Origin of the sequence: Streptomyces hyaluromycini, from assembly GCF_002217755.1 — a bacterium.
In the GTDB taxonomy this organism is placed as follows: Bacteria; Actinomycetota; Actinomycetes; order Streptomycetales; family Streptomycetaceae; genus Streptomyces; species Streptomyces hyaluromycini.
Genome location: NZ_BCFL01000028.1, coordinates 126,736 through 151,575, shown reverse-complemented (window position 1 = coordinate 151,575; position 24,840 = coordinate 126,736). Strand labels below are relative to the sequence as shown.

At 70.4% G+C, this 24,840-nt stretch carries 33 protein-coding genes; 16 read left to right on the top strand and 17 right to left on the bottom strand.

Annotation, left to right across the window (positions count from 1 at the left end):
* Positions 1-55: 55 nt before the first annotated feature.
* The 3 genes from SSP29_RS38170 to SSP29_RS38160 all read right to left on the bottom strand — a co-directional run bounded on the left by SSP29_RS38170 (position 56) and on the right by SSP29_RS38160 (position 3,134).
* The gene (locus SSP29_RS38170) at positions 56-1,213 is read right to left on the bottom strand and encodes an ROK family transcriptional regulator (protein ID WP_089105507.1); all 1,158 of its coding nucleotides are present in this window, start codon (positions 1,211-1,213) and stop codon (positions 56-58) included.
* 101 nt (positions 1,214-1,314) lie between these two features.
* Positions 1,315-1,965, bottom strand: coding sequence for a response regulator transcription factor (locus tag SSP29_RS38165; RefSeq protein WP_089105506.1), 651 nt, complete (start codon positions 1,963-1,965; stop codon positions 1,315-1,317).
* Between the two features lie 14 nt (positions 1,966-1,979).
* Positions 1,980-3,134: a sensor histidine kinase gene (locus SSP29_RS38160; protein ID WP_089105505.1), complete on the bottom strand. Its 1,155-nt coding sequence runs from the start codon at positions 3,132-3,134 to the stop codon at positions 1,980-1,982.
* A gap of 108 nt (positions 3,135-3,242) precedes the next feature.
* Here SSP29_RS38160 and SSP29_RS38155 point away from each other — a divergent pair, with 108 nt between their 5' ends.
* Both SSP29_RS38155 and SSP29_RS38150 read left to right on the top strand, forming a co-directional pair.
* Complete coding sequence (locus SSP29_RS38155) at positions 3,243-4,166, top strand: ABC transporter ATP-binding protein (RefSeq protein ID WP_089105504.1); 924 nt, start codon at positions 3,243-3,245, stop codon at positions 4,164-4,166.
* 2 nt (positions 4,167-4,168) lie between these two features.
* A complete protein-coding gene (locus SSP29_RS38150; RefSeq protein ID WP_089105503.1) occupies positions 4,169-4,879 on the top strand; it encodes an ABC transporter permease in 711 nt (236 codons plus the stop codon).
* 8 nt (positions 4,880-4,887) lie between these two features.
* Here SSP29_RS38150 and mug read toward each other — a convergent pair whose 3' ends face one another.
* The 3 genes from mug to SSP29_RS38135 form a co-directional block, all read right to left on the bottom strand.
* Positions 4,888-5,433: a G/U mismatch-specific DNA glycosylase gene (gene mug / locus SSP29_RS38145; protein ID WP_089105502.1), complete on the bottom strand. Its 546-nt coding sequence runs from the start codon at positions 5,431-5,433 to the stop codon at positions 4,888-4,890.
* On the bottom strand, positions 5,430-6,875 hold the full coding sequence (purB, locus tag SSP29_RS38140; protein WP_089105501.1) for an adenylosuccinate lyase: 1,446 nt from the start codon (positions 6,873-6,875) through the stop codon (positions 5,430-5,432). Before purB ends, mug begins: the two co-directional genes overlap by 4 nt.
* Before the next feature lie 132 nt (positions 6,876-7,007).
* Positions 7,008-7,232, bottom strand: coding sequence for a hypothetical protein (locus tag SSP29_RS38135; RefSeq protein ID WP_089105500.1), 225 nt, complete (start codon positions 7,230-7,232; stop codon positions 7,008-7,010).
* Between the two features lie 350 nt (positions 7,233-7,582).
* Here SSP29_RS38135 and SSP29_RS38130 point away from each other — a divergent pair, with 350 nt between their 5' ends.
* From SSP29_RS38130 to SSP29_RS38115, 4 genes are all read left to right on the top strand, one after another.
* The gene (locus SSP29_RS38130; RefSeq protein ID WP_150135686.1) at positions 7,583-7,795 is read left to right on the top strand and encodes a hypothetical protein; all 213 of its coding nucleotides are present in this window, start codon (positions 7,583-7,585) and stop codon (positions 7,793-7,795) included.
* Between the two features lie 66 nt (positions 7,796-7,861).
* The gene (locus SSP29_RS38125; protein ID WP_089105498.1) at positions 7,862-8,041 is read left to right on the top strand and encodes a hypothetical protein; all 180 of its coding nucleotides are present in this window, start codon (positions 7,862-7,864) and stop codon (positions 8,039-8,041) included.
* 6 nt (positions 8,042-8,047) lie between these two features.
* Positions 8,048-8,239, top strand: a complete 192-nt coding sequence (locus tag SSP29_RS38120; protein ID WP_089105497.1) for a hypothetical protein — start codon at positions 8,048-8,050, stop codon at positions 8,237-8,239.
* Positions 8,240-8,383: 144 nt separating this feature from the next.
* On the top strand, positions 8,384-8,788 hold the full coding sequence (locus SSP29_RS38115; RefSeq protein WP_089105496.1) for a hypothetical protein: 405 nt from the start codon (positions 8,384-8,386) through the stop codon (positions 8,786-8,788).
* Positions 8,789-9,167: 379 nt separating this feature from the next.
* Here the strand turns inward: SSP29_RS38115 and SSP29_RS61380 are convergent, their stop codons facing one another.
* The gene (locus tag SSP29_RS61380) at positions 9,168-9,413 is read right to left on the bottom strand and encodes a helix-turn-helix transcriptional regulator (protein ID WP_167450097.1); all 246 of its coding nucleotides are present in this window, start codon (positions 9,411-9,413) and stop codon (positions 9,168-9,170) included.
* Between the two features lie 143 nt (positions 9,414-9,556).
* On the opposite strand from SSP29_RS61380, the gene SSP29_RS38110 reads away from it, so the two are divergent.
* A complete protein-coding gene (locus SSP29_RS38110) occupies positions 9,557-9,925 on the top strand; it encodes an NUDIX hydrolase (protein ID WP_089105495.1) in 369 nt (122 codons plus the stop codon).
* A gap of 63 nt (positions 9,926-9,988) precedes the next feature.
* Here the strand turns inward: SSP29_RS38110 and SSP29_RS38105 are convergent, their stop codons facing one another.
* Positions 9,989-10,480: a hypothetical protein gene (locus SSP29_RS38105; RefSeq protein WP_089105494.1), complete on the bottom strand. Its 492-nt coding sequence runs from the start codon at positions 10,478-10,480 to the stop codon at positions 9,989-9,991.
* 258 nt (positions 10,481-10,738) lie between these two features.
* Between SSP29_RS38105 and SSP29_RS38100 the strand changes: the two genes are divergently transcribed.
* The 9 genes from SSP29_RS38100 (at position 10,739) to SSP29_RS38065 (ending at position 16,990) form a co-directional block, all read left to right on the top strand.
* Complete coding sequence (locus SSP29_RS38100; RefSeq protein WP_089105493.1) at positions 10,739-11,071, top strand: hypothetical protein; 333 nt, start codon at positions 10,739-10,741, stop codon at positions 11,069-11,071.
* Positions 11,072-11,073: 2 nt separating this feature from the next.
* Complete coding sequence (locus SSP29_RS58810; RefSeq protein ID WP_167450096.1) at positions 11,074-11,241, top strand: hypothetical protein; 168 nt, start codon at positions 11,074-11,076, stop codon at positions 11,239-11,241.
* 118 nt (positions 11,242-11,359) lie between these two features.
* The gene (locus SSP29_RS38095) at positions 11,360-12,100 is read left to right on the top strand and encodes a DUF6879 family protein (RefSeq protein ID WP_089105492.1); all 741 of its coding nucleotides are present in this window, start codon (positions 11,360-11,362) and stop codon (positions 12,098-12,100) included.
* The gene (locus SSP29_RS38090) at positions 12,097-12,942 is read left to right on the top strand and encodes a helix-turn-helix domain-containing protein (protein ID WP_089105491.1); all 846 of its coding nucleotides are present in this window, start codon (positions 12,097-12,099) and stop codon (positions 12,940-12,942) included. Before SSP29_RS38095 ends, SSP29_RS38090 begins: the two co-directional genes overlap by 4 nt.
* 86 nt (positions 12,943-13,028) lie before the next feature.
* A complete protein-coding gene (locus SSP29_RS38085; protein WP_089105490.1) occupies positions 13,029-13,493 on the top strand; it encodes a hypothetical protein in 465 nt (154 codons plus the stop codon).
* A gap of 14 nt (positions 13,494-13,507) precedes the next feature.
* The gene (locus SSP29_RS38080) at positions 13,508-13,858 is read left to right on the top strand and encodes a DUF6415 family natural product biosynthesis protein (RefSeq protein WP_089105489.1); all 351 of its coding nucleotides are present in this window, start codon (positions 13,508-13,510) and stop codon (positions 13,856-13,858) included.
* Positions 13,859-14,196: 338 nt separating this feature from the next.
* The gene (locus SSP29_RS38075; protein ID WP_089105488.1) at positions 14,197-15,126 is read left to right on the top strand and encodes a radical SAM protein; all 930 of its coding nucleotides are present in this window, start codon (positions 14,197-14,199) and stop codon (positions 15,124-15,126) included.
* A 9-nt stretch (positions 15,127-15,135) separates the two neighbouring features.
* Positions 15,136-16,263 carry a methyltransferase domain-containing protein gene (locus tag SSP29_RS38070; RefSeq protein ID WP_089105487.1) on the top strand — a complete coding sequence of 376 codons (1,128 nt, stop codon included), beginning with the start codon at positions 15,136-15,138 and terminating at the stop codon, positions 16,261-16,263.
* A 361-nt stretch (positions 16,264-16,624) separates the two neighbouring features.
* Positions 16,625-16,990 carry a hypothetical protein gene (locus SSP29_RS38065; protein WP_167450095.1) on the top strand — a complete coding sequence of 122 codons (366 nt, stop codon included), beginning with the start codon at positions 16,625-16,627 and terminating at the stop codon, positions 16,988-16,990.
* 122 nt (positions 16,991-17,112) lie between these two features.
* Here SSP29_RS38065 and SSP29_RS38060 read toward each other — a convergent pair whose 3' ends face one another.
* The 9 genes from SSP29_RS38060 to SSP29_RS38015 form a co-directional block, all read right to left on the bottom strand.
* Entirely contained in the window at positions 17,113-17,832 is a 720-nt protein-coding gene (locus SSP29_RS38060; protein WP_145969002.1) for a hypothetical protein, read from the bottom strand.
* A gap of 41 nt (positions 17,833-17,873) precedes the next feature.
* On the bottom strand, positions 17,874-18,356 hold the full coding sequence (locus tag SSP29_RS59405; RefSeq protein WP_218036958.1) for a hypothetical protein: 483 nt from the start codon (positions 18,354-18,356) through the stop codon (positions 17,874-17,876).
* A gap of 122 nt (positions 18,357-18,478) precedes the next feature.
* Positions 18,479-18,901: a hypothetical protein gene (locus SSP29_RS38050; protein WP_089105483.1), complete on the bottom strand. Its 423-nt coding sequence runs from the start codon at positions 18,899-18,901 to the stop codon at positions 18,479-18,481.
* Between the two features lie 201 nt (positions 18,902-19,102).
* On the bottom strand, positions 19,103-19,678 hold the full coding sequence (locus tag SSP29_RS38045) for a hypothetical protein (RefSeq protein ID WP_089105482.1): 576 nt from the start codon (positions 19,676-19,678) through the stop codon (positions 19,103-19,105).
* A 724-nt stretch (positions 19,679-20,402) separates the two neighbouring features.
* Positions 20,403-21,017 carry a hypothetical protein gene (locus SSP29_RS38035; protein WP_089105480.1) on the bottom strand — a complete coding sequence of 205 codons (615 nt, stop codon included), beginning with the start codon at positions 21,015-21,017 and terminating at the stop codon, positions 20,403-20,405.
* Between the two features lie 240 nt (positions 21,018-21,257).
* A complete protein-coding gene (locus SSP29_RS38030) occupies positions 21,258-21,602 on the bottom strand; it encodes a DUF4326 domain-containing protein (RefSeq protein ID WP_089105479.1) in 345 nt (114 codons plus the stop codon).
* A 9-nt stretch (positions 21,603-21,611) separates the two neighbouring features.
* Positions 21,612-22,394, bottom strand: coding sequence for an SGNH/GDSL hydrolase family protein (locus SSP29_RS38025; RefSeq protein ID WP_089105478.1), 783 nt, complete (start codon positions 22,392-22,394; stop codon positions 21,612-21,614).
* Between the two features lie 79 nt (positions 22,395-22,473).
* Positions 22,474-23,487: a hemolysin family protein gene (locus SSP29_RS38020; RefSeq protein WP_089105477.1), complete on the bottom strand. Its 1,014-nt coding sequence runs from the start codon at positions 23,485-23,487 to the stop codon at positions 22,474-22,476.
* Positions 23,484-24,818: a hemolysin family protein gene (locus SSP29_RS38015; protein ID WP_089105476.1), complete on the bottom strand. Its 1,335-nt coding sequence runs from the start codon at positions 24,816-24,818 to the stop codon at positions 23,484-23,486. The genes SSP29_RS38020 and SSP29_RS38015 overlap by 4 nt, the downstream gene beginning before the upstream one ends.
* Between the last annotated feature and the right edge of the window lie 22 nt (positions 24,819-24,840).

Below are 24,840 nucleotides of genomic sequence, written 5' to 3'. Positions count from 1 at the left end.
CAGGTCGCGCCCCGGATCTCTTCCGGGGCGCGACGCATGTGCCCAGGTCAGCCGGTCAGCGGCGTGCGGTGACCGTCCTGTCCACCGCGAACAGCTGCTCCTCCACATGATCGAGGGCGAGCCGCAGCGCGCCCGTCGCCACCGCCGCCTCGCCGAGCAGGGAGAGAGCCACCCGGGGCGGCCGCAGACAGTAACGGGCGAGTTCACGGCGCAGCGGCTCCAGGACGCCGTCCAGGCCCGCCGCCCAGCCGCCGATCACCACCAGCTCCGGGTCCAGTGCCAGCACCAGCGCGGCCACGTCGTGGACCAGCCGCTGGATGAACCGGTCGACGGCCGCCCGGGCACGCGCGTCCCCCTTGCGGGCCAGCGCGAACACCTCGGCGACCGCCTGCTCGTCCAGCGGGTGCAGCGGCTCGTCGGTGGTGGACAGCAGCGTCTCCGGGGTCACCTCCCGGCCCAGCAGGTGCAGCGCGCCGATCTCCCCGGCCGCCCCGCCGTACCCCCGGTGCAGCCGCCCGCCGATCAGTGAACCGGCGCCCGGACTCAGCCCGGCCAGCACCATCACCACGTCGTCGGACTCGGTGGCGGCGCCCTTCCAGTGCTCGGCGACGGCCGCGGCGTTGGCGTCGTTCTCCACCAGGACCGGGCACTTGAAGGACCGGCTCAGCCGCTCGCCCAGCCGCAGCCCCGTCCACTCGGGCAGCGCGGTGCCCAGCCGCACCCGGCCGTCCGCCTCCACGATGCCGGGTGTGCCGACCCCGACGGCCCGCAGCGAACTGCGCGCCACCCCGGCCCGGCGGAGCAGGTCGGCGACGGCGGTGCGCAGCCGCTCCAGCCGCTCGTCCGCGTCGGCCGTCTCGTCCACCTCCTTGGCCTGCGCCCCCAGTATTCGGCCGTCCAGGTCGGCCAGGAGCGCGGCGACGCGGTGCGGGCCGATCTCCAGGCCCAGCAGATGCCCGGCCTCGGCCCGGAACCGGAACCGCCGCGCCGGCCGACCCTGCCGCCGGGTGGCGCCCTCCTCGGCCGCCTTCTCGACGACCAGGCCGGCTTCGATGAGCCCTTCGACGACTCCTTCGACGGTCGGCCGGGACAGCCCGGTGACCCGGGTGATCTCGGTGAGAGTCGCGCAGTCGGTGGCCCGCAGCGCGTGCAGCACCACTGCGGAATTGATCCTTCGCAGCAGAGACGGATCACCGCCGGTCAACCCCGCCAACGTCCGTCCTCCCAGCTAACCCTGCACGTTGGCCGGATCGTACTTCGGTGCCGAGGGCCCCGGCGAGTGCCGGACGCCTCCGATCTGCCGGAGATCCGCGATCAGCGGGGCGTGACGAAGCCTGATTCGTACGCCGCGATCACCGCCTGAGTGCGGTCCCGCACCCCGAGCTTGGCCAGCACGGCCCCCACATGGGACTTCACGGTCTCGGTTCCGACGACGAGCCGCCCGGCGATCTCGGCATTGGCCAGCCCCTGCGTCATGAGCCGCAGCACCTCGGCCTCCCGCTCGGTCAGCCGCGCCCACTCCAGGCCGTCTCGTCCTTGGCCCTGGCCGTATCGGCCGGCGAGCTGCCGCACCGATGCCGGGAAGAGCAAGGACTCGCCCTCGGCGACCAGCCGCACCGCGTGCACGATCTCGGCCGGCCGGGCCCGCTTCAGCAGAAACCCGTCGGCGCCCGCGCGCAGCGCCTCGTACACGTACTCGTCGTCCTCGAACGTCGTCACCACGAGGATCTTCGGTGGCTCGGCGACCGTGCGCAGCACCGCGCGGGTGGCCTCGATCCCGTCCAGCAGCGGCATGCGTACGTCCATCGCGACCACGTCCGGCCGCAGTTGCCGCACCAGTGGGATCACCGCCGCCCCGTCCGCCGCCTCCCCGACCACCTCGATGTCGGGCTGTGCCTCCAGCACGGCCCGCAGGCCCGCGCGTACGAGGGGTTCGTCGTCGACGAGCAGGACGGTGACCGGCATCCGGTCAGCGTAGATCAACCGACCGGCAGTTCGGCGTGCACCTGCCAGTCGCCCTCGTCCGGTCCGGTACGCGCGCGGCCCCCGAGCAGAGCCACCCGCTCGCGGATCCCGCGCAGTCCGCTGCCCCGCCCGGGCCTGGGTATCGCGCCCGGAAGCGGATTGCGGACTTCGAGGTCCAGCATTCCGTGGGCCACGGTCATCCGGACCCGCACGGGCACGGCCCCCGCGTGCCGCAGCACATTGGTGAGTGCCTCCTGCAGGATGCGGTAGCCCTCCCGGGAGACCGGCCCCGGTACAGCTTCCAGGGGGCCGGTGACCTCGGCGTCCACCTTGGCGCCCGAGGCGCGCGCGGACTCCAGGAGCCGGTCGGCGTCGGCGAGCGTGGGCCGCCCGCTCACCGGCTGCCGGGACTCGCGCAGCACGCCCAGCACCCGCTCCAGATCCTCCAGCGCGCTCCGGCCGGTCTCCTCGATGGCGGCCAGCGCCCGGTCGGTGAACTCGGGGTCGCCCGCCGCCCGGGCCGCGCCCGCCTGCACCACCGCCACCGTCAGCGCGTGTCCGATGGAGTCGTGCAGCTCGCGCGCGATACGCGTGCGTTCCAGCAGCTGCTCGGTGCGTTCCTCCAGCGCCGCGAGCCGCTCGGCGGCGGACGGCCCGAGCAACCGCCGGGCCAGCCCTGTGACCAGCTCCCCGAAGCTGACGACGGCCCCGTAGAGGGCGATCAGCGGGACCGGGATCAGCAGGGCGTAGGCCCAGTGCGGCCGCGCTGTGTCGAGGAACGGGACGCCGCCGGGTACCTGCCCGGCGGCGAGTCTGCCGAGGTCGAAGGCGATGGCCGGAAGCCACACCGAAGCCAGCGCGCCCGCCGAGCCGAGGAGCATCCGCGCCTCCAGCCACAGCACCGTGCGCCCTCGGTCCCGCCAGGTCGCCGACGGCGTCTCCGAGATCCCCGACTCCTCCTCGCCCGGGGTGAGCAGCAGCCGCGCCTGCACGCCCTCGCCCCGGCGCACGGCGGGGATCAGCCCGACCGGGATCAGCAGCAGCGCGGGCACCCACGGCGTCGACGGGTCGATGAAGAGCCACAGAGCGACGACGAGCAACGGCACCCACAGATGCAGCAGGCGCGTGTAGGTCGTCCCCCGTAGCAGCGGGCGGAGAAAGCGGGCCATGCGGACATCGTGGCAGGCCCCACTGACAACGGCCCTCCCCCGAGCGGGGGAGGCGATCTCCACCGGCGGGGGAGGATCCCAACCCCCTTGCCCGGCGAGGCTGTCGGCATGACCAGCATCGAGGTGCACGACCTCACCAAGGAGTACGGGGGCCGCCGGGCCGTGGACCACCTCACCTTCGCCGTCCGCCCCGGCCTCGTCACCGGCTTCCTGGGCCCCAACGGCGCCGGCAAGTCCACCACCCTGCGGCTCCTCCTCGGCCTCGACCACGCCACCTCCGGAACAGCCACGATCGGCGGGCGGCCGTACTCCGAACTCCGCGCGCCCCTGCGCCGGGTGGGCGCCCTGCTCGACGCCGACGCCGCGCACGGCTCGCGCACCGGACGCGACCACCTGCGCGTCCTCGCGGCGAGCAACCGCATCCCGGCCGGCCGGATCGACGAACTGCTGGCGGAGACGGGACTGGCGCCCGTCGCCCGGCGCCGGGTGCGCACGTATTCCCTGGGCATGCGCCAGCGGCTCGGGATCGCCGCCGCCCTGCTCGGCGATCCCGAGGTGGTGCTGCTCGACGAACCCTCCAACGGCCTCGATCCCGAAGGCATCGTCTGGATCCGCGGTCTGCTGCGCCGACTTGCGGCGGAAGGCCGCACGGTGCTGGTCTCCAGCCATCTCATGAACGAGACGGCGACTTTCGCGGACCACCTGATCGTCCTCGGCCGCGGCCGGCTCCTGGCCGACACCCCGGTGCGGGACTTCATCCACGCGCGCGTGCGGCCCGCGGCGAGGGTCCGCACCACCGACGACGAACGGCTCGCCGAACTGCTCGCCCGGCACGGTCAGGACGCGGCGCGTGACGCGGACGGGGTCTGGACGGTACGGCACGCGCGCGTGGAGGACCTCGGTCGCCTGCTGGCCGACGCGGCTGTCCCCGTCCTCGAACTCACCCAGGAGGAGGCCACCCTGGAAGAGGCCTACCTCGATCTGACTGCGGCGGAGGCCGAGTTCACCGCACAGCACCACCAGGAGGCCTGACCGTGCCGTTCCAGCCCGTGCTCCACGCCGAGTGGATCAAGATCCGTACGCTCCGCTCGCTCGTCGGCACTCTGTGCGCCGTCCTGCCCGCCACCGTCGCGTGCTCCGCGCTCTCGGCGGCCGGCTCCGGCGGCTCCGACCCGCTTTTCTCCGCTTTCGCCGGCGTGTCCCTCGGACAGATCGCGGCGGTCACCTTCGGCGCGACGGCCGTCTCGTCAGAGTTCCGGGGCGCCGCCCTGCGCCTCACCCTCTCCGCGGTGCCCGACCGACGGCGCTGGTTCGCGGCGAAGGCCACGGCGATCGCGCTGCCCGTACTCGCCGTAGGACTGGTCACCGGGCTCGTCACCCTCGTGCTGGGCAGGTTCCTGCTCGGAACAGCCGGGCCGAGCTGGCCGGAAGGGCTGCGCGCCGCGCTGGGCTGTGGCGCCTACCTGACGCTGATGGCCCTGTTCGCGGCGGGGCTCACGGCCGTGCTGCGGAGCGGGACCGCGACCCTCGGCATCCTGATCCCGCTCCTGCTGATCGTGTCGTTCGTGATCGGCGACGTGTTCGGCTCCGTGGCGGATGTTCTGCCGGGCAGAGCAGGCCAGGTGGTGTTCCAGGAGACGTGGGACGGCCCCCTGGGGCCGTGGAGCGGGCTTGCGGTGACGGCACTGTGGGCGGGCGCCGCGCTGCTGGCGGGAGCGTGGAGCATCCGGCGCCGGGACGCCTGACGCCCGCGCTAACCCTCCGCCGCCACCCGCAGCCGTCCGAACTCCTCCGCCATCGTTGCCGGCGTCCAGTGCGCGTTCAGCCCGCTGGGGTTCGGCAGCACCCACACCCGGGTGTCCCCGATCGTCCGCTCCTGTGGCCCCACTTGGGCCTTGCGGTCGGCGAAGGCGGCCCGGTAGGCCGTGACGCCCACCACCGCCAGCCAGCTCGGCCGGGCCCGCCCGACCTTCGCTGTCAGCAGCCGGCCGCCCTCCGCGTACTCCTCGGCCGTCAGTTCGTCGGCCCGCGCGGTCGCCCGCGCCACCACGTTCGTGATGCCGAGCCCGTACGACAGCAACTCACCCTGTTCCGCGGGCTTCAGCAGCCTCGGGGTGAAGCCGGACAGGTGCAGGACCGGCCAGAAGCGGTTGCCGGGACGGGCGAAGTGGTGGCCGGTGGCCGCCGTCATCAGGCCGGGGTTGATCCCGCAGAACAGGACGTCGAGGCCGTCCGCGAGCACGTCCGGGACGAGACGATCGCGGGCGGCCTCCAGTTCCGCCGCCGTGAAGCGGCTCAGAGGATCGCTCCGGGGGTGTAACCGGCGGCCTCCGGGTACTGCTTGACGAGCTCCTCGATCCGGCCGGCGACGACACCGACCTGGGCGGCGGCCGCGCCCGTGAAGGACAGCTTGTCGGCCATCAGTGCCGCCAGCTGCTCGCGGTCCAGCGGCAGCCGCTCGTCGGCGGCGAGCTTGTCGAGCAGGTCGTTGCGCTCGGCACCCTGCTCGCGCATCGCGAGCGCGGTGGCGACGGCGTTCTCCTTGATCGCCTCATGGGCGACCTCACGGCCGACACCCGCGCGCACCGCGCCCATCAGCACCTTGGTGGTGGCGAGGAACGGGAGGTAGCGGTCCAGCTCCCGGGCGATGACGGCCGGGAAGGCGCCGAACTCGTCGAGGACCGTCAGGAAGGTCTCCAGGAGGCCGTCGAGCGCGAAGAAGGCGTCCGGCAGGGCCACCCGGCGCACCACCGAGCAGGACACGTCGCCCTCGTTCCACTGGTCGCCCGCCAGCTCGCCGGTCATCGAGGCGTAGCCGCGCAGGATCACCATGAGGCCGTTGACGCGCTCGCAGGACCGCGTGTTCATCTTGTGCGGCATCGCCGAGGAGCCGACCTGACCCGGCTTGAAGCCCTCGGTGACCAGCTCGTGCCCGGCCATCAGCCGGATCGTCTTGGCCAGGGAGGAGGGGGCGGCCGCCAGCTGTACGAGCGCGGTCACCACCTCGTAGTCCAGCGAGCGCGGGTAGACCTGGCCGACCGAGGTGAACGCCTGCGAGAAGCCGAGGTGCCGCGCGATCCGGTTCTCCAGCTCGGCCAGCTTCGCCGCGTCCCCGCCCAGCAGGTCCAGCATGTCCTGGGCGGTGCCGACCGGGCCCTTGATGCCGCGCAGCGGGTAGCGCCCGAGCAGTTCCTCGACCCGGCCGTGGGCGACCAGCAGCTCGTCGGCGGCGGTCGCGAAGCGCTTGCCGAGGGTGGTGGCCTGCGCGGCCACGTTGTGGGAGCGGCCGGCCATGACCAGCTCGGCGTACTCGCCGGCCAGCTTGCCCAGCCGCGCCAGCACGGCCACCGTGCGGTCCCGCATCAGCTCCAGCGAGAGCCGGATCTGCAGCTGCTCGACGTTCTCCGTCAGGTCCCGGGAGGTCATGCCCTTGTGCACGTGCTCGTGCCCGGCGAGGGCGTTGAACTCCTCGATCCGCGCCTTCACGTCGTGCCGGGTGACCTTCTCGCGCTCGGCGATGGAGGCCAGGTCCACGGTGTCGAGGACCCGCTCGTAGTCGGCGATCGCCGCGTCCGGCACCTCGATCCCGAGGTCCTTCTGGGCCCGCAGCACGGCGAGCCAGAGCTGCCGTTCGAGCTTCACCTTCTGCTCGGGCGACCAGAGCGTGGCGAGCTCGGCGGAGGCGTAGCGTCCGGCGAGGACGTTCGGAATGCGGGGCTTGGCGGGCGCGGCTGAAGTCACGTGTACGGAGTTTACCCGGCGTCCATGAGGGGTCCGAGCCGTCGGTACAGTCCAGAGAGCGCAGGTCGCGTGCACTCCGACCTGCGCTCTTCCGCGAGTCCGTGAGACGAATGTGAGATGGCCGCCGTCTCGTCAGGATTCGGCGGCCGTCTCGGCGTCCTGGGCCCCTTCGCCGGCGAGCACGATGCGACGCACCTGCTGCCGGGTGTAGCCGGTCGCCTCGCAGATGTCCTTCTGGGCGACCCCGTCGGTGTCTGCCTGGCGGATGGCAGCGGCCAGCTCCTGCCGAAGGATGTCGGTCCGCCGCTCGGCGTCCCGGAATCGCTCCGCCACCTGCGTCAGTGATCGCTTGTCCATGGCACATAGTGTTCCATCCATCGTCATGGAACATGAAGTTACTCAGACTTGCAGCAATGTCCATGGGTGTGGCTATTGACGATGGAACATGATGTTCCCTAGAGTGGAGTTGTCGGCAAGGAAACCCGCCCACAACACAAGCGGCCCCGCCCGGTGCGTCAACACCGGAACGGGGCCTGACGGAACCACCTGATCGCAACAGGAGTCCGCTGTGACGCACTCTCTCGTTCGCCGTGAGCGCCGCGCCAACCGCCGCACGCTTCGCGCCCCCTCCGCCAGCGCGCCGCCAGCCGCCTCGCCTCCAGCTGCCACCGCCGCCCCGAGGGGGATTGACACCCATGCTGGTTGCGATGGCAGGCCTTGTCGTCTGGCTCAGCGGCCAGGCAGTGCTGTGCGCCGTGAAGCCGTTCGGGAAGTGCCGGCGGTGCCAGGGCACGGGCGAGGTCGAGCGGTTCGGGAAGCCGCGGACGTGCCCGCGCTGCCACGGTCACCGGCTCCGGCTGCGCCTCGGCCGACGCGCGCACAACTCGTGGCGGCGGACTTACGACAACGGCGCCCGCTGACCCGCCCTCGCCTGCTGCCCTTGAACAGCACCGTGCAGCGCGCATCGACACGAAGGAGCACACCGCATGGCCCAGCAGCCTGCCATCCCCTACGGTCACATCGCCGTGCCCAGCGACATCCTGGCGACTGCCTTGCACGGCCTCGGCCAGTACGAGGCCGCCGAGATTGAGCACAGGGCCGACGGATTCCGCCCCAGCACCAAGGTGTGCGAGGCGGTGGGGTGGCTGTGGGAGAACGGGCACTAGGACGACGTGACCAACCTGATCGGCACCGTGTGCGCCGTCCTGTGCGGCCGGCCAGTGCCGGGAGGCGTCGGCCGGATCACCCACGTCGACATCATCGACGCGTTCGGCGCGGAGCTCGCCAAACTCGGGTTCACCCCGGAGGGTGGCTGGGAGCCTGTCGCCGCACACCTCAACCGGGAGGTGCCGCGCGGTTTCTGACCGCGGCCTCCCAGCACGATGGCCCCCGCCTCGGCCGCCGAGGACGGGGGCTTTCTGCATCGTTCATGCGACCGAGGTACCTCCCTGTACCCAGCGCGACGGCGCCTAGAGTTCGCACAGCACCCGCACACCCTTGGGGGGACCATGAGAGCCCGCACCACCATCGCTGCCATCACGGCCGCGCTCGCCATCACCCTCGTCGGCTGCAGCAGCGACAGCAAAACCGACGCTGCCGAGCCGAAGACCAGCGCGCCCAGCAAGCCCAGCGCCGACATCAGCGCCGCCGAGAAGGCCGTCGGTATCCCGCCCGAGCCGAGCGCGGTCATGCGCGCCGAACTCCTACGCGCCCTTGCCGCAGCCAACCCGGGCATCGTGAAGTACGAGGACAAGGCCATCGACGCCGCGCGTAACCAGTGCAGCGCACTCGACAGCGACAAGGCTGACTGGGCCGCTTCCCAGCGCTTCACCTACAAGGACGTCACGACCACCGAGGCGCAGGGCAAGCAGATCAACGAGGCGCTCAAGGGCCTCAACTTCTGCAAGGTCTGACCACACCGCACCATCGGCCCGGCCCTCTCCGACGTCGGCAAGGACGTCGCCGATCACGAGTCCCGCCTCCGCACGCTGGAGCACACCATCTGGCGTGCGGCCGGTGGCGCTGTCGTCCTCGGCGCGGGTGCCTGAGTGCCCGCCCAGTTCCCCATGCGATGACCGCGGCCCTACTCCCCCTCGGGAGGGCAGCGCCCGGGGTGTTGGCCTCCCCTTCGCCGCCTCCCTCCCTAACTCTCGAAAGGACATCGCGACCGCCCGGGTGGCGGCCCGCATGTTCCGGTCTCAGTGACCATGCGGTCGACACCGCCCGCATCGCACCATGCGATGGTGAGGATGTATTGCCACCGAGGGCGGCGAAGCTGGCGGGGCTTCGAGGTCAAGAGGGCCGCCTCGGTCCTCGTCGAGGGTGCCGCGGTTCCGGTGGTCGGGCGTCGTACTCGTGCTGCGGGTCGGGCTTAATGGCCGCCTGATACTGGCATTCGATGTACGCGTCCAGGTCGGCGATGCGGGAGACGATCCGGCGGGCGACCTGGAAAGACGTTGGCCCTTTGCCCGCCTGCCTCCACTTGTAGAGCGTGGCCTTCCTTACGCCCATGCGATTGGCTGCCTCGTCGATCCACATGCATCCGGGCGGAGGTGGTGGTTGATCAGCTGGGCTACCAGGCATGGATGCATGCTGCCCAGGACGCCGCACACCAAGATCACTCGATGTAGGGGTTCGAGACCGGGTAGATCAGGGGCGTGAGCGGAGATCCAGCTGTAGCTATGGCCGTCATCCTCGACGGGGGCCGTCTCCTCCTGATCCGCCGCAGCAACCCCGAGGGTGACCTCCTCTGGGCATTGCCCGGCGGCACCGTCGAGACTGGCGAGACCGCCGAGCAGGCGGCGGTCCGGGAGACGCTCGAAGAGACAGGCCTCACCGTGAAGGCCGCACGCGTCCTCGGCGAGCGAATCCACCCGGACACCGGCCGGCTCATCGTGTACGTGGCATGCACAGTTCTTGAGGGAACCGCGTATCCCGCCTCGCCTCGGGAGGTGTTCGCCGCCACCTGGGCAGCCCGCGACGAGGTCCCCCAGTATGTGCCGCGCGGCCTGTACCGGCCCGTGCAGGCCTACCTCGACGGCGCTGGCTGAAGAAGCCTCCGTGCGCGGTTCTTACAACCGCTCCGCGAAGGGTTTCTGCGATGTCGCGAAGCCCTACCGTGGGTTCACTCGCGCCCACTTCACAGCATCGGCGGAGAAGTCCTGGAAATGCACCCACGGTTTCCGGTCGCGGTTGGCGGCGCGGTTCCCGATGAAGATGGTTGCGTTGCCGTCAAGGTCGGCAAGCACGTGACCCCATTCTTCAAGGACGAGGTCCTTCTCCACGAAGCCTTTGTCGACGTACAAGCTCAGCATGTCGAGCATGGCCAAGGCGCCTGCTGCGGCTTGTCCGTCAGGATGACCGGACGCTCGCAACTGCTCCGCTTCCTGTGGGCTATTGATCTTCTCCCTGATGACCCGTCGGCCCCACAGTTGGTCCGCCGTGCAGAGCTTCTCGTGCAGTGTCAGGAACAGGTCTCGCTTATTTAGGTTCAGCGTCTCCTCGCGCGCCTTCTCGCTGAAGCCGAAGGCCTTCTGCGCAACGATCAACGACCCGAGGGCACCGAGCGCAGACGCTATAGAGACGATCAAAGCGGCCATAGCCATGCCTAAACGACAGCATGCGTCCACTGCGGCAACCACCTGGACTACTCCGGACCAGTGAGGTTGTCCGTTGTTTACCGGCAGGCTCTGCGCCCAAGTGTAGACGGGTCTGCCTTGAGGCAAGCGCTGTGCCAAGCACGTGCCATCGGGGCGCATCACTGCACGTCAGAGCAACCAAACTGCACCCCTTATGCGGTTAGACCCCTGCCCGATTTCAGTGAATCGCTCTCGCCACGCCCCGCCGGGGGCGATGATCCCAGCGTGAACAGACAAGACTCCGCCGTCCTCGCCGGTTCGGTCGCCGTCACCGTCGCGGCGGCCGCCTTCGTGGCGTGGCCACCGCACGGCTGGCAAAGAGGGGATGCCGCTGGCGTAGCCCAGTCCGTCGCCGCCATCATCGCCGTCGCCGTCGCTCTTCTGATCGCCACACAGGACCGGCGCGGCTCTGACGCAGCTGCCGCCGAAGCGCAAGCCACGGAGCGACGCGCCTTTGCCCGGCGCTGGCTATACGACCAGTGCATGCGGCTGCTGCAACTCATCGAGGATGATCGCCGCGGCGGCACGAAGTCTCGGAGGCCACAGCACTCGTACTGACCATGCGTCGTTACGGCTGGCTCGGCCTGCCGGTGGACTACTACGTGCAGGCGGACCGGGATCGGAACAATCGCTTCGCCCGCGCCGAGCCCACCCAAGAGGAGTTCCGGAGCATGCTGCAGGAAGTCGTCAATGTGATCGAGCGTCTTGAGGACGAGGACCGCCTGTAGCTGCGATTGCACGCAATGCCCCGGACCAGCAATAGGTTCGCAATCTGTCGCAATCCTTCGGCGTCTTCGCGCCATCCCGCGCATCCTGAACACCCAACCACCAGGCGACGGAGGCGTGATGACGCTCAGGTTCCTTGGCACGACCAGCGACGGCGGCGACTGCCCGACCCTGTACGAGATCGAGGGCACCGACGAGATCCTCGTCCAGGGCGACCGCGAGACCGACCCCGCACACCTCGTACAGCTGCGGGACGTCAAGCCGTCCGAGACGTTCGTCCGCGTCCCCCGTGACCTGCTCACCCGGTTCGCGCCGCGCCACGAGCCCACGGGCGTGATCCCGTTCGTCCAGGTCGCCCACGTCTTCTCCGACTTCAAGCACACCGCCTGGCGGCTGGAGACCCGTCGCGGTTACGCCACCGACCGGCGCAGCGAGGCGTGGGCACGCTGGCACGCCGGCGAGGACGTCGCCCACGACGAGCCGGACGCGTGGCGCCGGAACGTCGCCGAACAGACCGCCCAGGGAAAGACGTTCGGCCGTGTCCGCCTCGTCGACGACCCGCCCACCGAGGGGCAGCGTTTCCTGCTGACCCGGGCACCGAGCAACGTGGCCGTCGGCGACGAGATCCGCTATCTGTGGCGCAGCGACGCCGAACGGCTCGGCCTGCCCGACTTCGACTTCTGGCTCATCGACTCCCGCACCCTGCTCCGGTTCGTGTTCGACGGGGACGACGCCACCCTCGGCGTGATCCGGTCCGAAGACCCCGCCGAGGTGCTCGCCGCATGTCAGGCACGGGATGCCGCCTGGCATCACGCGATCCCTGCCGTCGACTTCGCCGAGCAGGTACGTTCCATGGTGTGAGCACGGACTACCAATCCGGGCGCGTGTCCCTCGGGGCACGCATGCGGGAGCTACGCACCGAGGCCGGCTACGACGGCAAGGGGATCGCCGAACGGCTCGGCTGGCAGCGCTCGAAGGTCTCGCGGCTGGAGAACGGCAAACAGACTCCCAGCCGCGACGACCTCCAGCTGTGGGCCGAAGCCGTCGGCCGCCCCGAGGCGACCGCCGAGCTCGCCGGACGTCTTGCTGGGCTGGAGACCCGGTACCGGTCGCTGCGCCGGCAGTACGCCAACGGGCATCGCGCCCGCCAGGAGCAGGGCCTCGTCGAGACCGAGCAGACCACGCTGCTCCGCGCCGTCGAGGTCATCCGGGTCCCGGGCTTGCTCCAGACCCCGGAGTACGCGCGGGCCGTGTTCACGGCGAACGCCCGCTTCCGCGACGTCCCGGACGTGGACATCGAGGACGCGGTACGGGCGCGCATGCGCCGCCAGCAGGCCCTGTACGAGCCCGAGCGGTCCTTCCGGATCCTGCTGTGGGAGGGCGCCCTGTACGCGCTGAATGCCCCGCGGGAGGTCATGGCCGCTCAACTGGACCGGCTCCGCTCGATGATCGGCATCGACACCGTGGAACTCGGGATCATCCCGTTCGCCGCTGAGCTGAAGCGCTCCCCGTCCCACGGCTTTTGGATCTATGACCAGCGCCTCGTCATCGTCGAGACCTTGTCGACGGAGATGTGGCTGGACGACGAGGAGTCCATCGCCCTGTACGAGAAGGCGTGGAACTGGCTCGCCGAGTCCGCGGTCTACGGGCCGACGGCACACCGGCTGATCGGCCGCGCGAGCGCCGCTCTGCACCTGTCGTAGCAACCGGCGGCAACCGCCATTCCGGCGCGCGCAATCCGGCGCAATCGCTCTGCGGCTGCGCAATCGCCCTACCTACGGTCCTGGGCATGGCCCAACCCACCAGCACCGCCCTGCGGTACGAGGCCGGGGACACGTGGCTGTCCAACTGCGCCCCGCACCCCGAACTTGTCCGTGAAGCCTGGGCGAAAGACATCCTGGCCCCCATAGCGTCCGGCGCGCACTGGCTCGTCGCCACCGCTCGGCTCATCGACACCATGCCGGCCCTCACCCGCATCACGGAAGGGAAGCGTGGGCCCGTCCTCGCTGACGGCCAGGGCGACAGCGCATGGTGGCTGGTCCCCCTCGATGCCGCCGAGGAACTCGCGGACGTCCGTGCGGTGTCCGTCAAGCCGTCTGGCTGGACTCTGGACTGTCCGCCAGCCGGCCGGATGCTGTTCGGGCACCTGTGGCTGAACCACCCGGACGGGTCCGGTGTCCTCACGGATCCGGCCGTCCTCGCCGCGGCGCTCGGCCCGGGCGGCTACCGCTTCCGCGCGGGGGTGCAGGAATGACCGCGGACGCGTCCATGACTGAGACACAGCAGCAGCTCGCGCCGGGCATCGAGACCATGCGTAGAACCGCGCACCGGTTTCTCGCACCGGACGCCCGCCCCATTCCCGCCGACCAGGTGAAGACGCTGAGCAGCGCACTGCGCGGGCAGATCGAGGAACTCATCCCCACCATCGAGGCCAAGACCCGCTCGTTCCCGGCCGGTGACATCCCGAGCGCGTGCGCCCTGGCCTGCACCCGGGAGGCCCGCATGCGCCTGGGGTTGGTCCCTGGCTACAACAGCCCCGGACAGATGACGGTGGCGATGAAACTCGCCTGGTCAGTGAAAGCCCTGTGCGACCACTACGAGAACCTCGGCGGCGCGTGATGCCGGCGTTCGGGTTCTGCGCCTAGTGCCGGGGCTACACCGCGAACGTGCGGCTGATCCACGTGGAGGATCAGGGCTCGGGGAGCCGTCAGGTCAGTCGGTACGCCTGCCCGGTGCACATTCGGCTGCGCGGCCTCAGGCCGCTCTCGGACGGCCTGGTTGATTCGCCGTCCGGCGAGGTCCCGGCCGTCGGCGGCAAGAGATAGCCGCCATTCGGTCGCCGCCTGTCCGGCCGGCGTGCCATCACGCCGGCTTCTGAGTCCCCTCCCGCTCCGTGACGCGGGAGGTCCGGCGCCCCGAGCGAGGACGCCACATCCAAAACGGGAGGAATACGCGCTATGACGATCGCCCCCGAACACCCCGCCCGTGTGGGAACCCCTGAGTTCCTCGAACTGGAAATCACGGGCCGCTGCCAACTCACGTGCGGGTCCCACTGCTACGCGGAGGCTGGTCCGACGCGGGACCATGGCAGCATGACCGCCGACGACTGGAAGCGCGTCCTCGACCAGGCCGCCGCCGGCGGGACGAAGACCGTGCAGTTCATCGGCGGCGAACCCACCCTTCACCCCGCCTTCGGCGACCTCGTCGAACACGCCCTGGGCGCAGGCTTGCGGGTGCAGGTGTTCAGCAACCTCTACCGGGTCCGGCGCGAGCACTGGGCGCTGTTCTCCCGCCCGCAGGTGAGCCTCGGGACGTCGTACTACTCCGACGACCCCGCCGAGCACGACGCGATCACCGGCCGGGTGGGCTCCCACGACTCGACCCGGGCCAACATCGTCGAGGCCGCTCGCCGAGGGATCCTGGTGAAGGTCGGCATCATCCACATGCGGGACGGCCAGCGCTCCCAGGAGGCCCTCGCCGAGATGCAGGCGCTCGGCGTGCACCGGGTGCACGTCGACAACGTGCGCGCCGTCGGCAACGCGGCCAAGACAGGCATCCCGATCCCGTCCACGTCGGAGCTGTGCGGACGCTGCGCGGACGGCAAGGCCGCGATCCTGCCGGACGGCACGGTCACGCCCTGCGTACTCGGCCGTTTCCTGCCCGCCGGCGACGCCAAGGCTGGCCCCCTGGCCGCGGTGTTCAGCAGCGCCCGGTGGGCGGAGGTCGCCGCGACCATCCCGCGGCGGCACCGGGCCGCGTGCACGCCCGACGAGGACTCGTGCATGCCGTCGCCCGGAAGGCAGGTCACGGCGTGCAACCCCGACCAGGACGGTTCGGACTGCTCCCCGGCCGAGACGCCCGCCTGCGAACCGTCATACGACGACTAGGAGACCCCGATGGACTGGCAGACTTACGCACGGCGCCTGGCGGCTGACGTGGTCCGGCCCGACTCACACTGGCACGAACCCCTCGCCAGCACCCCGCGGCACGTGTTCGTACCGCACTGGTGGGAGAACAGCGACGGAGCCTGGGAGTTACACGACGGCGAGGCCGATCCCGAGGCATGGATGCGGGCGGCCTACGCGAACCGGACCCTGGTGACCCGCATCGGCCCGGTGCACGCCGACGTCGCCGAACCGGGAGCCATCACGGAGGGGAAGCCCACCTCGTCGTCGACGCTGCCCGGCCTGGTCGTCTCGATGTACCGGCACGCGATGATCACCGATGAGTCGCGGGTCCTGGTGACTACAGGTACCGGCTACGGCACCGCGCTGCTGTGCAGGCGGCTCGGCGACCAGATGGTGACCAGCGTGGACGTGGACCCGCACCTCGTCGACGTGGCCGCCGAACGGCTCACGTCGATCGGCCTGAACCCGCAGATGGCCGCCGCGGACATCACAGGCCCGCTACCCGGTGCGTTCGACCGGATCGTGTCCACGGTGTCCGTGCGACCGATCCCAGCCTCGTGGCTGGCAGCCCTCCGCCCCGGCGGGCGCCTCGTCACCACGATCGCGGGGACCGGTCTGGTCCTCGTCGCGGACAAGACAGGCGACGGCGGAGCGAAGGGCCGGATCGCTCCGGACGCGGCCGGCTTCATGCGCACCCGCCACGGTGACGACTACGAACACACCACCGGGGAGGTGTGGGAGAAGGCGCTGGCCGCCGACGGCGACCAGGTGAGCACCAGCCGGTACCCGCTGCTGTACGTGCCGGACTCCTGGGAGGTGATGTCGATGCTCGAACTCCTGGCCCCCGGCATCGACCACCGCGTCACCCAGGAAGGAGACGAGCGCACCGTATGGCTGCTCCACCAGGACGGGTCGTGGGCCCGCGCTACCGCGTCCGGCTTCCTCGACTCACCAACCGTGCATCAGGGCGGCCCGCGCCGACTGTGGGACGTCCTGGAGAAGATCCGGCACCGCCTCAACCGTGAGGGCGGACTGCCGGTGTACGGGGCCCAGGTGGCCATCAACACGGACGGCACGACCACTTTCTCCCGCGGGTCCTGGACGACCACCCTGTAGCCCCAGCCGTCACTCGATCGCCCGCCCGTCCCTGCACCCCATGTACCAGGGGGCGGGCGGGTCCCAGGCCCCGGCCGTAGGTGCATCCGGCCGGGGCCGACCCGTGGGCTGGTGTACGGATCGGCGTAGTTTTATGACACGGTCAGCTACACCCGGTCGGGGACCTGGACGTTTATAACGTCCGTCCAGCCTTCTGACCAGCGGTTACGAGATCCCGCAACCAGGACGACCTGCAACTTCCTGGGATCGCAGGAAGCTTCCCGCTGCCGGGACCTTCTTCCCGGCGCCGCGAACATGGTCCCCAGGTCCCCGCCCGTTGGACATCACCAGGGCGGGGCGTTGCCACGTCTAGGCCCTCGCCATGGAGCACATGGAGTTCGACGAAGTGATGAAGCGCGTCGTGGGCGTGCTGACCCAAGCACAAGAACATGTGCGCAACCCAGAAGCAGACGACCAGTCCGGCATCATGGGGGAACTTCTAACAGATTGCTTGCCGCCGCTTCGGATTGAGCGGAACTGGACAGATGAGCAGTTCTCCACCGAGTTGAACCGACAGCTCAGTGTGCCTCTTCAGTACATTGCAGCAGCCTTCGCCTCAGCGTTTCTCCAACTCGCCGAGTACCACGACGCCGGAGAAACCGACATCACGTCGGCAGACGTGCTGCGGGAACTGGCCCTCCGGTCGGAGCAGTCGGAGACCGACCACGAAGACGGCCCGACACCGTAGCTGAGCGGGCCCGCAACCGTTGCCGTCCGAGCAACGGTTCGCCCAGGGTTACACGATCGCGCAATCAAGACGGGCGGCTCGTGGGCAAGACACCCACAGCCGACGAGGGGGGAGCTTTACCCCTACGTCAGCCGCTGGGCTCGCTGCTCCGTGTAAACGCTGTACTCGTCTTGGTCCAGAACGCGGACCGGAAACTTTCTGACAAGCGGTGCGACGCCATCCGCCACGATGGTGACGACGAGGGCAGTGCCACCAGGCACGAGCTCAAGGACGTTACTGAAATCGAGTGTTGGCAGTGCCCGCGACCACTGCCCGTGAACGATGCTGTCGGTTCCGCCGTCCCACTGAATCGCCGTGATCCCCACGGAGGACACAAAGGTGACCGTTTGCCAGCCCTCTTGCGGTCCGAGGCTGCCCAGTCCCTCTAGCTGAATCCGGACACCCGGGTTCTTGCCAGCGTACTCGCTCGCGTTGTTCAGCGTCACCGTCGCCCATGTCTGCTTGAAGCTCTGCAGTTTTCGCCACGCCGTGACCTCGTCCTCGTCGCGTTCCGCTACGAAGACGGGCTCGTTCGGGAAGCTGAAGTTGAACGTGATCTCGATGTCTAGGGCGGGGCGGCCGGTGGCGGACCGGTAGGCCCACAGTGCCACGATGGCGGCTACGGCGGTCAGAAGACAGGTGTAGATCACCAGGGCCGTGTTCACGGTGACCGCCCGGTCACGAGTTCCAAGCCCCAGCGTCCAGCCATCGAAGGCGGCGCCTACGACGAGAGCAGCTCCGGCGGCTATGACCGCGAGCGTCACCAGGGTGATCCAGTAGCGGGGGTCGCGAGGGAGTTTCACGAAGGGAGTGTTCCACGGCCAGGGTTGCGCCCGGTCCGGCATCACTCCGAGGGCTGTGGTCCCATCCGGCCAGCGATCCGCGTGGCTTCCTCCGGGGTCACCAGCTGCACCTTGCTGCGGAACGTGCCCTTGACCACGAAGAAGCACGAGAACTTGCCATACGGGCCGATCTCCCGACACTCGTACAAGCCGTTGCCAGGCAGCGGCCAACCGTAAGGCTGATTACGGCTTCGGTTGAGGAACGTGCGCGCGTACACGTACTCCTCGTTCGTGCCACGGATCTTGGCCGCCCACCCCCTCATGACTTCGCAGATGAGCCGTTGCGGCGTGATGGACACCCCGGGAAACACCGCAGCGGGGTCAGCGCGAGCGATGTCGACAGGGATGTCTAGCGCCGCCGTTGACGCGGCCTTCTGTTCCGGGGTGGCGTGGCGCTCGCAGACTAGGGGGTGAGGACCGATGCCGTACCAAACCATGAGTGGATTTCGGCACGGAATACCCTTCGCGGTCGTGCACGTGTTCACACGCCTCCCTATCTCCCCTGGTCAGATTTACTGAGTCGCAGCTCGGCAGGACAGTACACGCAGGCCCCTCGGCGGCCCGTCGGCGGGCGGCCGGGCTGAGATGACGAGCGATAGGCCGCGCCCTACGCCTCGTCCCCCTCGTACCGGCCGCCAACCAGGTCGCTGATCGTCATCGGCCGGCTGTGGTTCGGCAGCCGGTCGGCCCAGTACGCCTGACGGTGCGCGTCCCACTCCTCGGCCGTCATCTCGTGCAACGGCTTCTCCGGGACCTGGGGAGCTGCTTGCGCGGGCACCGCAGCCTGGGCGAGCTGGCCGAGGGACTCGGCGAACCCGGGCGCCGCCAGCGTCTCGCGCACAGCCTTGTCGACCGCGGCCTTGATCCGCGCCTCCGACAGGGCCGCCGCCCGGCGAGCACGCGCCGCCTTCACGCGAGCGATCTGGGTCTGCCGGTCTGCGCCATCGCGGCCGGCTTCTTCCCACTCCTCGGCGATCCGGCGGGCCTGCGCCCACGGGTTCGGGTACGGGGAACGCGGTTGGTTGGTCATGGTCGGCTCCTCGGCTGCTCGAAAGGCAGTGGGGAAGTTGAGGGCGTGAGGGTGTTGGGCCGCGCGCCGCCGATGGCGCAGGACAGGTCACAGCAGGTGAAAGGAGGAAAGACCCGCTCTCTGCCCTTGGCTCCACAGCAGTGAGCACCACGACATCCGCTGCGGCGACTTTGACGCCCGTATGACGCGCGGCCCCGGCGGTCAGTCGATGTGCCGGAAGATGTCCGTGAGCAGCCGGGACTCATCCACACCGGCCTGTACGTAGTTCGGCCGTGAGATGCCGTACATGCTGGGCGCCTCCAGTCCGACATCCACACGGGCCTGGTAGGCGGTCTGCCGGTGGTGGCCGGCCTGCTGTTCGACGAGGAGAGCCTGCTTCAGTAGGTCGCGGAGCTTGCCGACACCGGCCTTCGCCTCGTCGAACAGGCGCGCCGACTCCTCCAGCGCCTGCTGTTCCGCTGCCCTGGCCTCCGCCTGGATGGCCTGTGCGCGCTCCTGGCGTTCCTTCTCCGCCGCCGCCGCGTTCTCCTGCCGCTGGTGCTCGGCGAGCGCGGCCACCGTCGACTGCACAGCCGACACCTGCGCCTCCGCCAGCAGCACGTGCGGGCGGACATCGTCGGCCTTCCGCTTCAGGGCCGCCGCGGCCTCGTAGTCCTTGGCTTCGAGGGCCTGGGCGAGTTCGCCCTCCGCCCGGTCCAGCTCGATACGCAGGTCGCGCGCTTCACGCTGCGCCTCGGCGAGCTGCTGCCCGATGTTCGGTGCGTTCCTGGTGGCCATGCCGGTTACCCCTTGCATCGCGGTCGGCACGCACGCTCTCCGGGGTCAGAAGCCACACATTCCGGCTCGTCTTACGGCCCTCGACCGCCCCAGCTGCTGCCAGCTGACGCACACGGGCCTCAGTCACCCGGAGGATCGTCGCGGCCTGCTCGGTCGTGAGTTCCTCTGGACGCGACTGTGATCTTGGTTGCGCAGGCGCAAGAACCGCGACCACCGGGCCGGTTGCGGCCGCGGTAGCCGCATGGGCTTCCTGCTGCGCCCGGAACTGCACAGCAGCCGCCCTCACCACATCCCGCACCGCCCACGTCCCTCGCGTGAGCCCACCCAGGCGCCGAGGAGGCGGCGTACCACGCTCATACGCCTCCAATCGATCCAAGGCGGCCGTGAGTTCCTCGCAGAGCGCCCCCGGCACCCCCACGCCGTCCCATAGCGGCACCGGGGCCGGGCGGTCATCCCGCGCCGCACGACCGCCCGGGAACGGCGCCCCCATCACTCCACCGTGCCTTCCGTCTCGAACCGGGCAGCAAGGCCACCAACGGACCGCAGAGCCTCCCAAGGCGCCCCCGGTGCGAGCCCCAGGAAAGCGGCCGCAAGGCCCGTCAACGCCCGCAACGCCTCCTCCGGCGGGGTATCGCCCAACAGCTGCTCCTGCGGAACCTCCAGCCCCGCCTGCGCCGCCGACACCAACGCGATCGCACCCTGCAAACCCCGCAACGTGATCCCATCACCCGGCATCACGCACCTCGCCCTCGGTCGACCGCACCACACGCAGCTGCCGCGCGATCTCCGCATGGGCCAACTCCCGCTGCTGCGGAGTCACCCCCGCCGCATTCAGACCCGCCTTGATCACAGAAACCAGGATGTTCGCCTGCTCCTCGGAAAGCCGGACTAGACGCTCATCAATGTTCAATTTCGCGTAGGACGACAACACCGCATTCGCCCGATCCATCGCCCGCTCATACAGCAGCACCTCACCCCGGATCTGCTCCGCCGTCGCCCCCCGATACCGCGGCGACTCCAGATCCGTCAGCAACTGCTCCATCAGCGCAAGCCACGCCATTACCCGGCCAGCGAACATCTGATACGCCTCAAGCGGGTTGTCCACCGGCACAACCTCCGGCGCCACCCTCTCGAACAACGTCCGCGCCTGCGCCTCCAACACCTCCCGCTCCGCCCCAACCGACTGCGTCCGCGTCGACCCGCCATGCAACCTGCAGCGCCCCGTCCCCGGATGCGACGTCCCCCGCCCGGCCGGCCGCTCGCACAGCCCTTCCGCCTGCCGCTTCTTCGCGCCGCACTTCGGATGGTCATGACCGGCGCTCCTCGTCGGAATGGTCATGACTGATCCCCCGGCTTCGGCAGACCGGACACCTCGGCGATGTGCTGCTGCTCCATCTCGTCGAGGTCGTTCTCGGTGAGGACGCCGAGCGCGGTCACGGCGGCCTCCAAGATCCGGGTGTGGGCCTCGGCTGTCTCGCCGCTGCGTTCGGGTTCGGTCGACGCCGACAGTTCGGATTCTACTGGCGATTCGTGCAGGCCAGCGCCGCAGGCCCGCTCGTGTGAACCTACGAGAGCCGCGTCACCGCTCCGGAACGCCGGCCAGTTCCGCCAGCACGTCCGCGTGGCACGGCTCCGGTGCACACCAGCAGGCCAGGGTCTTCCCGCGCAGCTCCGCCACCAGCTCCAGCAGCTCGGGCCGCTCCAGCAGATAGGACCGGTACATCGCCATCACCTCGGCCCGGGTGCCGTCCCGCTTCTTCTTCGGGGTGTCGTAGGCGAAGGGGTTGTACAGCGGGTGGCGGGGCAGGTCCCAGCCGCCCATCGTCCAGCGGCGGCCCACGTAGACGACGTCCGCGGGGGCGTGTTCCAGCCGGGGGCCGAACTCGTGGATCCGGCCCCTGACATTGATCACCCGGGTGGGCACCGGAGCGCCCTACGCCTCGTACGGCAGCAGCTCCGGCCGCTTGGGCGCGCGGCCGTCCCCGGAGGAGCGGCCGGTGAGGCGGCGGCCTATCCACGGCAGGAGGTACTCCCTGGTGAAGCGGGCGTCCGCGACCCGGCGCGCGACCCAGCCGGGCGGCGCCGTGGCCGGGATCGGCGTGCGCCACTCGGGGTCCTCGGGCTCGTAGCCGAGGGTCTGCCAGACCGCCTCGGCGACCCTTCGGTGCCCCTCGGCTGTCAGGTGCAGCCGGTCCACGTCCCACAGCCGGGGGTCGGCCAGCGAAGGCGCGCCGTACAGGTCGACGACGAGGGCGCCGTGCCGCTGGGCCAGCTCGTCGACGACGGCGAACAGCTCCTCCATCCGGGGCCGGAACCGCTCCAGGACCGGGCCGTGGCGGCCGGGGCTGCGCATCAGCACCAGCTGTTCGCAGGCCGGCGTCAGCCGCTCCACCGCCTCGGTGAGCAGGTCCCGGACCCGCCCCATGTCGCACTTGGGGCGCAGCGTGTCGTTGAGGCCGCCGACCAGGGTGATCACGTCGGGCCGCATCGCGACCGCCACGTCCACCTGCTCCTCGACGATCTGCCCGATCAGCTTGCCGCGCACCGCGAGGTTCGCGTAGCGGAAGCCGGGGGTGCGGGCGGCCATCCGGGTGGCGAGGACGTCCGCCCAGCCGCGGTAGGAGCCGTCGGGCTGGAGGTCCGACATGCCCTCGGTGAAGGAGTCGCCTATCGCGACCAGGCTGGAGTGTGCGGGAAGCACCGGGTTCTTCTGCATGGCGACAGAGATGGTATCCCGGGGCGCATACCCGCCAGTCGGTCACTCCCCCCGGCGACGGCACCTCCGCCGGTGCGGCCTACGCGTGCTGCCCGAACAGCTCCCGCAGCACGTCCTCCATCGTCACCAGCCCCGCCAGCCGCCCGTCGTCGCCGAGTAGGCCCGCCAGGTGGGTGCGGCTGCCGCGCATCGCGGTGAGCACGTCGTCCAGCGGTGTGCTCTCCCGTACCCGGGCGATCGGCCGCATGTCCCGCAGCCGGAACGCCTCGTCCCGGGGCGAGGCGTCCAGCGCGTCCTTGACGTGCAGATAGCCGACGATCCGCCGTCCCTCGTCCACCACCGGGAAGCGGGAGAACCCCGACTCCGCCGACAGCCGCTCCAGCTCCTCCGGGGTGACGCCCACGCGCGCGTAGACGACGCGTTCCAGCGGCACCACCACGTCCCGCACCGGCCGGCGGCCCAGCTCCAGGGCGTCGCGCAGCCGCTCCTGCGCCCGGTCGTCGATCAGGCCCGCCTCACTGGCGTCCCTGACGATCTCGGCGAGTTCGGTGTCCGTGAAGGTCGCCGAGACCTCGTCCCTGGTCTCCACCCGGAGCAGCCTGAGCAGGCCGTTCGCGAAGGCGTTGATCGTGAAGATCACCGGGCGCAGCGCCCGGGACAGCGCGACCAGGGGAGGGCCGAGGAGCAGCGCGCTGCGCACCGGCTCGGCCAGTGCCACGTTCTTCGGCACCATCTCGCCCAGCAGCATGTGCAGATAGGTCGCGAGGGCCAGCGCGATCACGAAGGACACGGCATGGCCGACGCCGGCGGGCACGCCGAGCGCGTGGAACACCGGCTCCAGGAGGTGCGCGATCGCGGGCTCCGCGACCACACCCAGCACCAGCGTGCACAGCGTGATGCCGAGCTGGGCAGCGGCCAGGAGCGCGGACACGTGCTCCAGCCCCCACAGCACGTTCTTGGCCCGCCGGTCGCCCGCCTCGGCGTGCGGCTCGATCTGGGAGCGGCGCACGGAGATCAGCGCGAACTCGGCGCCGACGAAGAACGCGTTCACGACCAGCGTCGCAAGACCGATCAGCAGTTGTACGACGGTCACCGCTGCCCCTCCTGCTCCGTCTCGTCGGCGAGCGGCGCGTGCAGCAGCACCCGGGCCGCCCGGCGCCCCGACGCGTCCACCACGTCCAGCCGCCAGCCGGCGACCTCGACGCCGTCCCCGGCCTCGGGTATCCGGCCCAGCTCGGCCGCGACCAGCCCGGCCAGCGTCTCGTAGGGCCCCTCGGGCGCCCGCAGGCCCACGCGCGCGAGCTGGTCCATGCGGGCCGCGCCGTCGGCCGAGTAGAGCGAGCGGCCCGTCGCGTCGGCGCCGGCGGGGGCCAGGTCGGGCGTCTCGTGCGGGTCGTGCTCGTCGCGGACCTCGCCGACGACCTCCTCGACGATGTCCTCCAGGGTGGCGACCCCGGCCGTACCGCCGTACTCGTCGATCACGACGGCCATGGTGCGCCGGCCGCCGAGGCGGTCCAGGAGGCGGTCGACGGTGAGGGACTCGGGGACCAGCAGGGGTTCGCGCATCACCTGGGCGACCCGGACCCGGGACCGCTCCTCGGCGGGCATGGTCAGGATGTCCTTGATGTGGGCGGTGCCGACGACTGAGTCCAGGCTGTCCTCGTAGACCGGGAAGCGGGACAGGCCGGTCGCCCGGGTCGCGTTCGCCACGTCCTCGCAGGTCGCCCGGACCTCCAGGGCGACGACCTGGACGCGCGGGGTCATCACGTTCTCGGCCGTGAGATCGGCGAGGTTGAGCGTGCGCACGAACAGCTCGGCGGTGTCCGCCTCCAGCGCGCCCTGCTTGGCCGAGTGCCGGGCCAGGGCGGCCAGCTCCTGGGGCCCGCGCGCGGAGGCCAGCTCCTCGGCGGGCTCGATGCCCAGCCGTCGTACCAGCCGGTTCGCGGTGTTGTTGAGATGTGTGATGAACGGACGGAAGGCCGCGCTGAACCAGCGTTGGGCGTTGCCCACCCGCTTGGCCACGGCCAGCGGCGCGGAGATCGCCCAGTTCTTGGGCACCAGCTCGCCGACGACCATCAGGAACACCGTGGACAGCGCGGTGCCGATCACCAGCGCGAGCGAGCTCGCCGCCGACGCGCCGACGCCCACCGCCTCCAGCGGGCCGGCCAGCAGCTTGGCGATCGAGGGCTCGGCGAGCATGCCGACCACCAGATTGGTGACCGTGATGCCGAGCTGCGCCCCCGAGAGCTGGAACGTCAGGCTCCGTACGGCCTTGAGGGCCCCCGCCGCCCCGCGCTCGCCGCGCTCCACGGCGCGCTCCAGCTCGCCGCGCTCGACCGTGGTCAGCGAGAACTCGGCCGCGACGAAGGCACCGCAGGCGAGCGACAGCAGGATCGCCACCAGCAGGAGGAGCACTTCGGTCATCGGGTCACCTCCGTCCCATGAT

Excerpts from the sequence above, each read along its gene's own strand:
- SSP29_RS38165 (WP_089105506.1), bottom strand. The coding sequence starts at position 1,965 with ATGCCGGTCACCGTCCTGCTCGTCGACGACGAACCCCTCGTACGCGCG.
- SSP29_RS38160 (WP_089105505.1), bottom strand. The coding sequence starts at position 3,134 with ATGGCCCGCTTTCTCCGCCCGCTGCTACGGGGGACGACCTACACGCGC.
- SSP29_RS38155 (WP_089105504.1), top strand. The coding sequence starts at position 3,243 with ATGACCAGCATCGAGGTGCACGACCTCACCAAGGAGTACGGGGGCCGC.
- SSP29_RS38135 (WP_089105500.1), bottom strand. The coding sequence starts at position 7,232 with ATGGACAAGCGATCACTGACGCAGGTGGCGGAGCGATTCCGGGACGCC.
- SSP29_RS38130 (WP_150135686.1), top strand. The coding sequence starts at position 7,583 with ATGGCAGGCCTTGTCGTCTGGCTCAGCGGCCAGGCAGTGCTGTGCGCC.
- SSP29_RS38125 (WP_089105498.1), top strand. The coding sequence starts at position 7,862 with ATGGCCCAGCAGCCTGCCATCCCCTACGGTCACATCGCCGTGCCCAGC.
- SSP29_RS38115 (WP_089105496.1), top strand. The coding sequence starts at position 8,384 with ATGAGAGCCCGCACCACCATCGCTGCCATCACGGCCGCGCTCGCCATC.
- SSP29_RS61380 (WP_167450097.1), bottom strand. The coding sequence starts at position 9,413 with ATGTGGATCGACGAGGCAGCCAATCGCATGGGCGTAAGGAAGGCCACG.
- SSP29_RS38110 (WP_089105495.1), top strand. The coding sequence starts at position 9,557 with ATGGCCGTCATCCTCGACGGGGGCCGTCTCCTCCTGATCCGCCGCAGC.
- SSP29_RS38105 (WP_089105494.1), bottom strand. The coding sequence starts at position 10,480 with ATGGCTATGGCCGCTTTGATCGTCTCTATAGCGTCTGCGCTCGGTGCC.
- SSP29_RS58810 (WP_167450096.1), top strand. The coding sequence starts at position 11,074 with ATGCGTCGTTACGGCTGGCTCGGCCTGCCGGTGGACTACTACGTGCAG.
- SSP29_RS38095 (WP_089105492.1), top strand. The coding sequence starts at position 11,360 with ATGACGCTCAGGTTCCTTGGCACGACCAGCGACGGCGGCGACTGCCCG.
- SSP29_RS38085 (WP_089105490.1), top strand. The coding sequence starts at position 13,029 with ATGGCCCAACCCACCAGCACCGCCCTGCGGTACGAGGCCGGGGACACG.
- SSP29_RS38080 (WP_089105489.1), top strand. The coding sequence starts at position 13,508 with ATGACTGAGACACAGCAGCAGCTCGCGCCGGGCATCGAGACCATGCGT.
- SSP29_RS38075 (WP_089105488.1), top strand. The coding sequence starts at position 14,197 with ATGACGATCGCCCCCGAACACCCCGCCCGTGTGGGAACCCCTGAGTTC.
- SSP29_RS38070 (WP_089105487.1), top strand. The coding sequence starts at position 15,136 with ATGGACTGGCAGACTTACGCACGGCGCCTGGCGGCTGACGTGGTCCGG.
- SSP29_RS38065 (WP_167450095.1), top strand. The coding sequence starts at position 16,625 with ATGGAGCACATGGAGTTCGACGAAGTGATGAAGCGCGTCGTGGGCGTG.
- SSP29_RS38050 (WP_089105483.1), bottom strand. The coding sequence starts at position 18,901 with ATGACCAACCAACCGCGTTCCCCGTACCCGAACCCGTGGGCGCAGGCC.
- SSP29_RS38045 (WP_089105482.1), bottom strand. The coding sequence starts at position 19,678 with ATGGCCACCAGGAACGCACCGAACATCGGGCAGCAGCTCGCCGAGGCG.
- SSP29_RS38035 (WP_089105480.1), bottom strand. The coding sequence starts at position 21,017 with ATGACCATTCCGACGAGGAGCGCCGGTCATGACCATCCGAAGTGCGGC.
- SSP29_RS38025 (WP_089105478.1), bottom strand. The coding sequence starts at position 22,394 with ATGCAGAAGAACCCGGTGCTTCCCGCACACTCCAGCCTGGTCGCGATA.
- SSP29_RS38015 (WP_089105476.1), bottom strand. The coding sequence starts at position 24,818 with ATGACCGAAGTGCTCCTCCTGCTGGTGGCGATCCTGCTGTCGCTCGCC.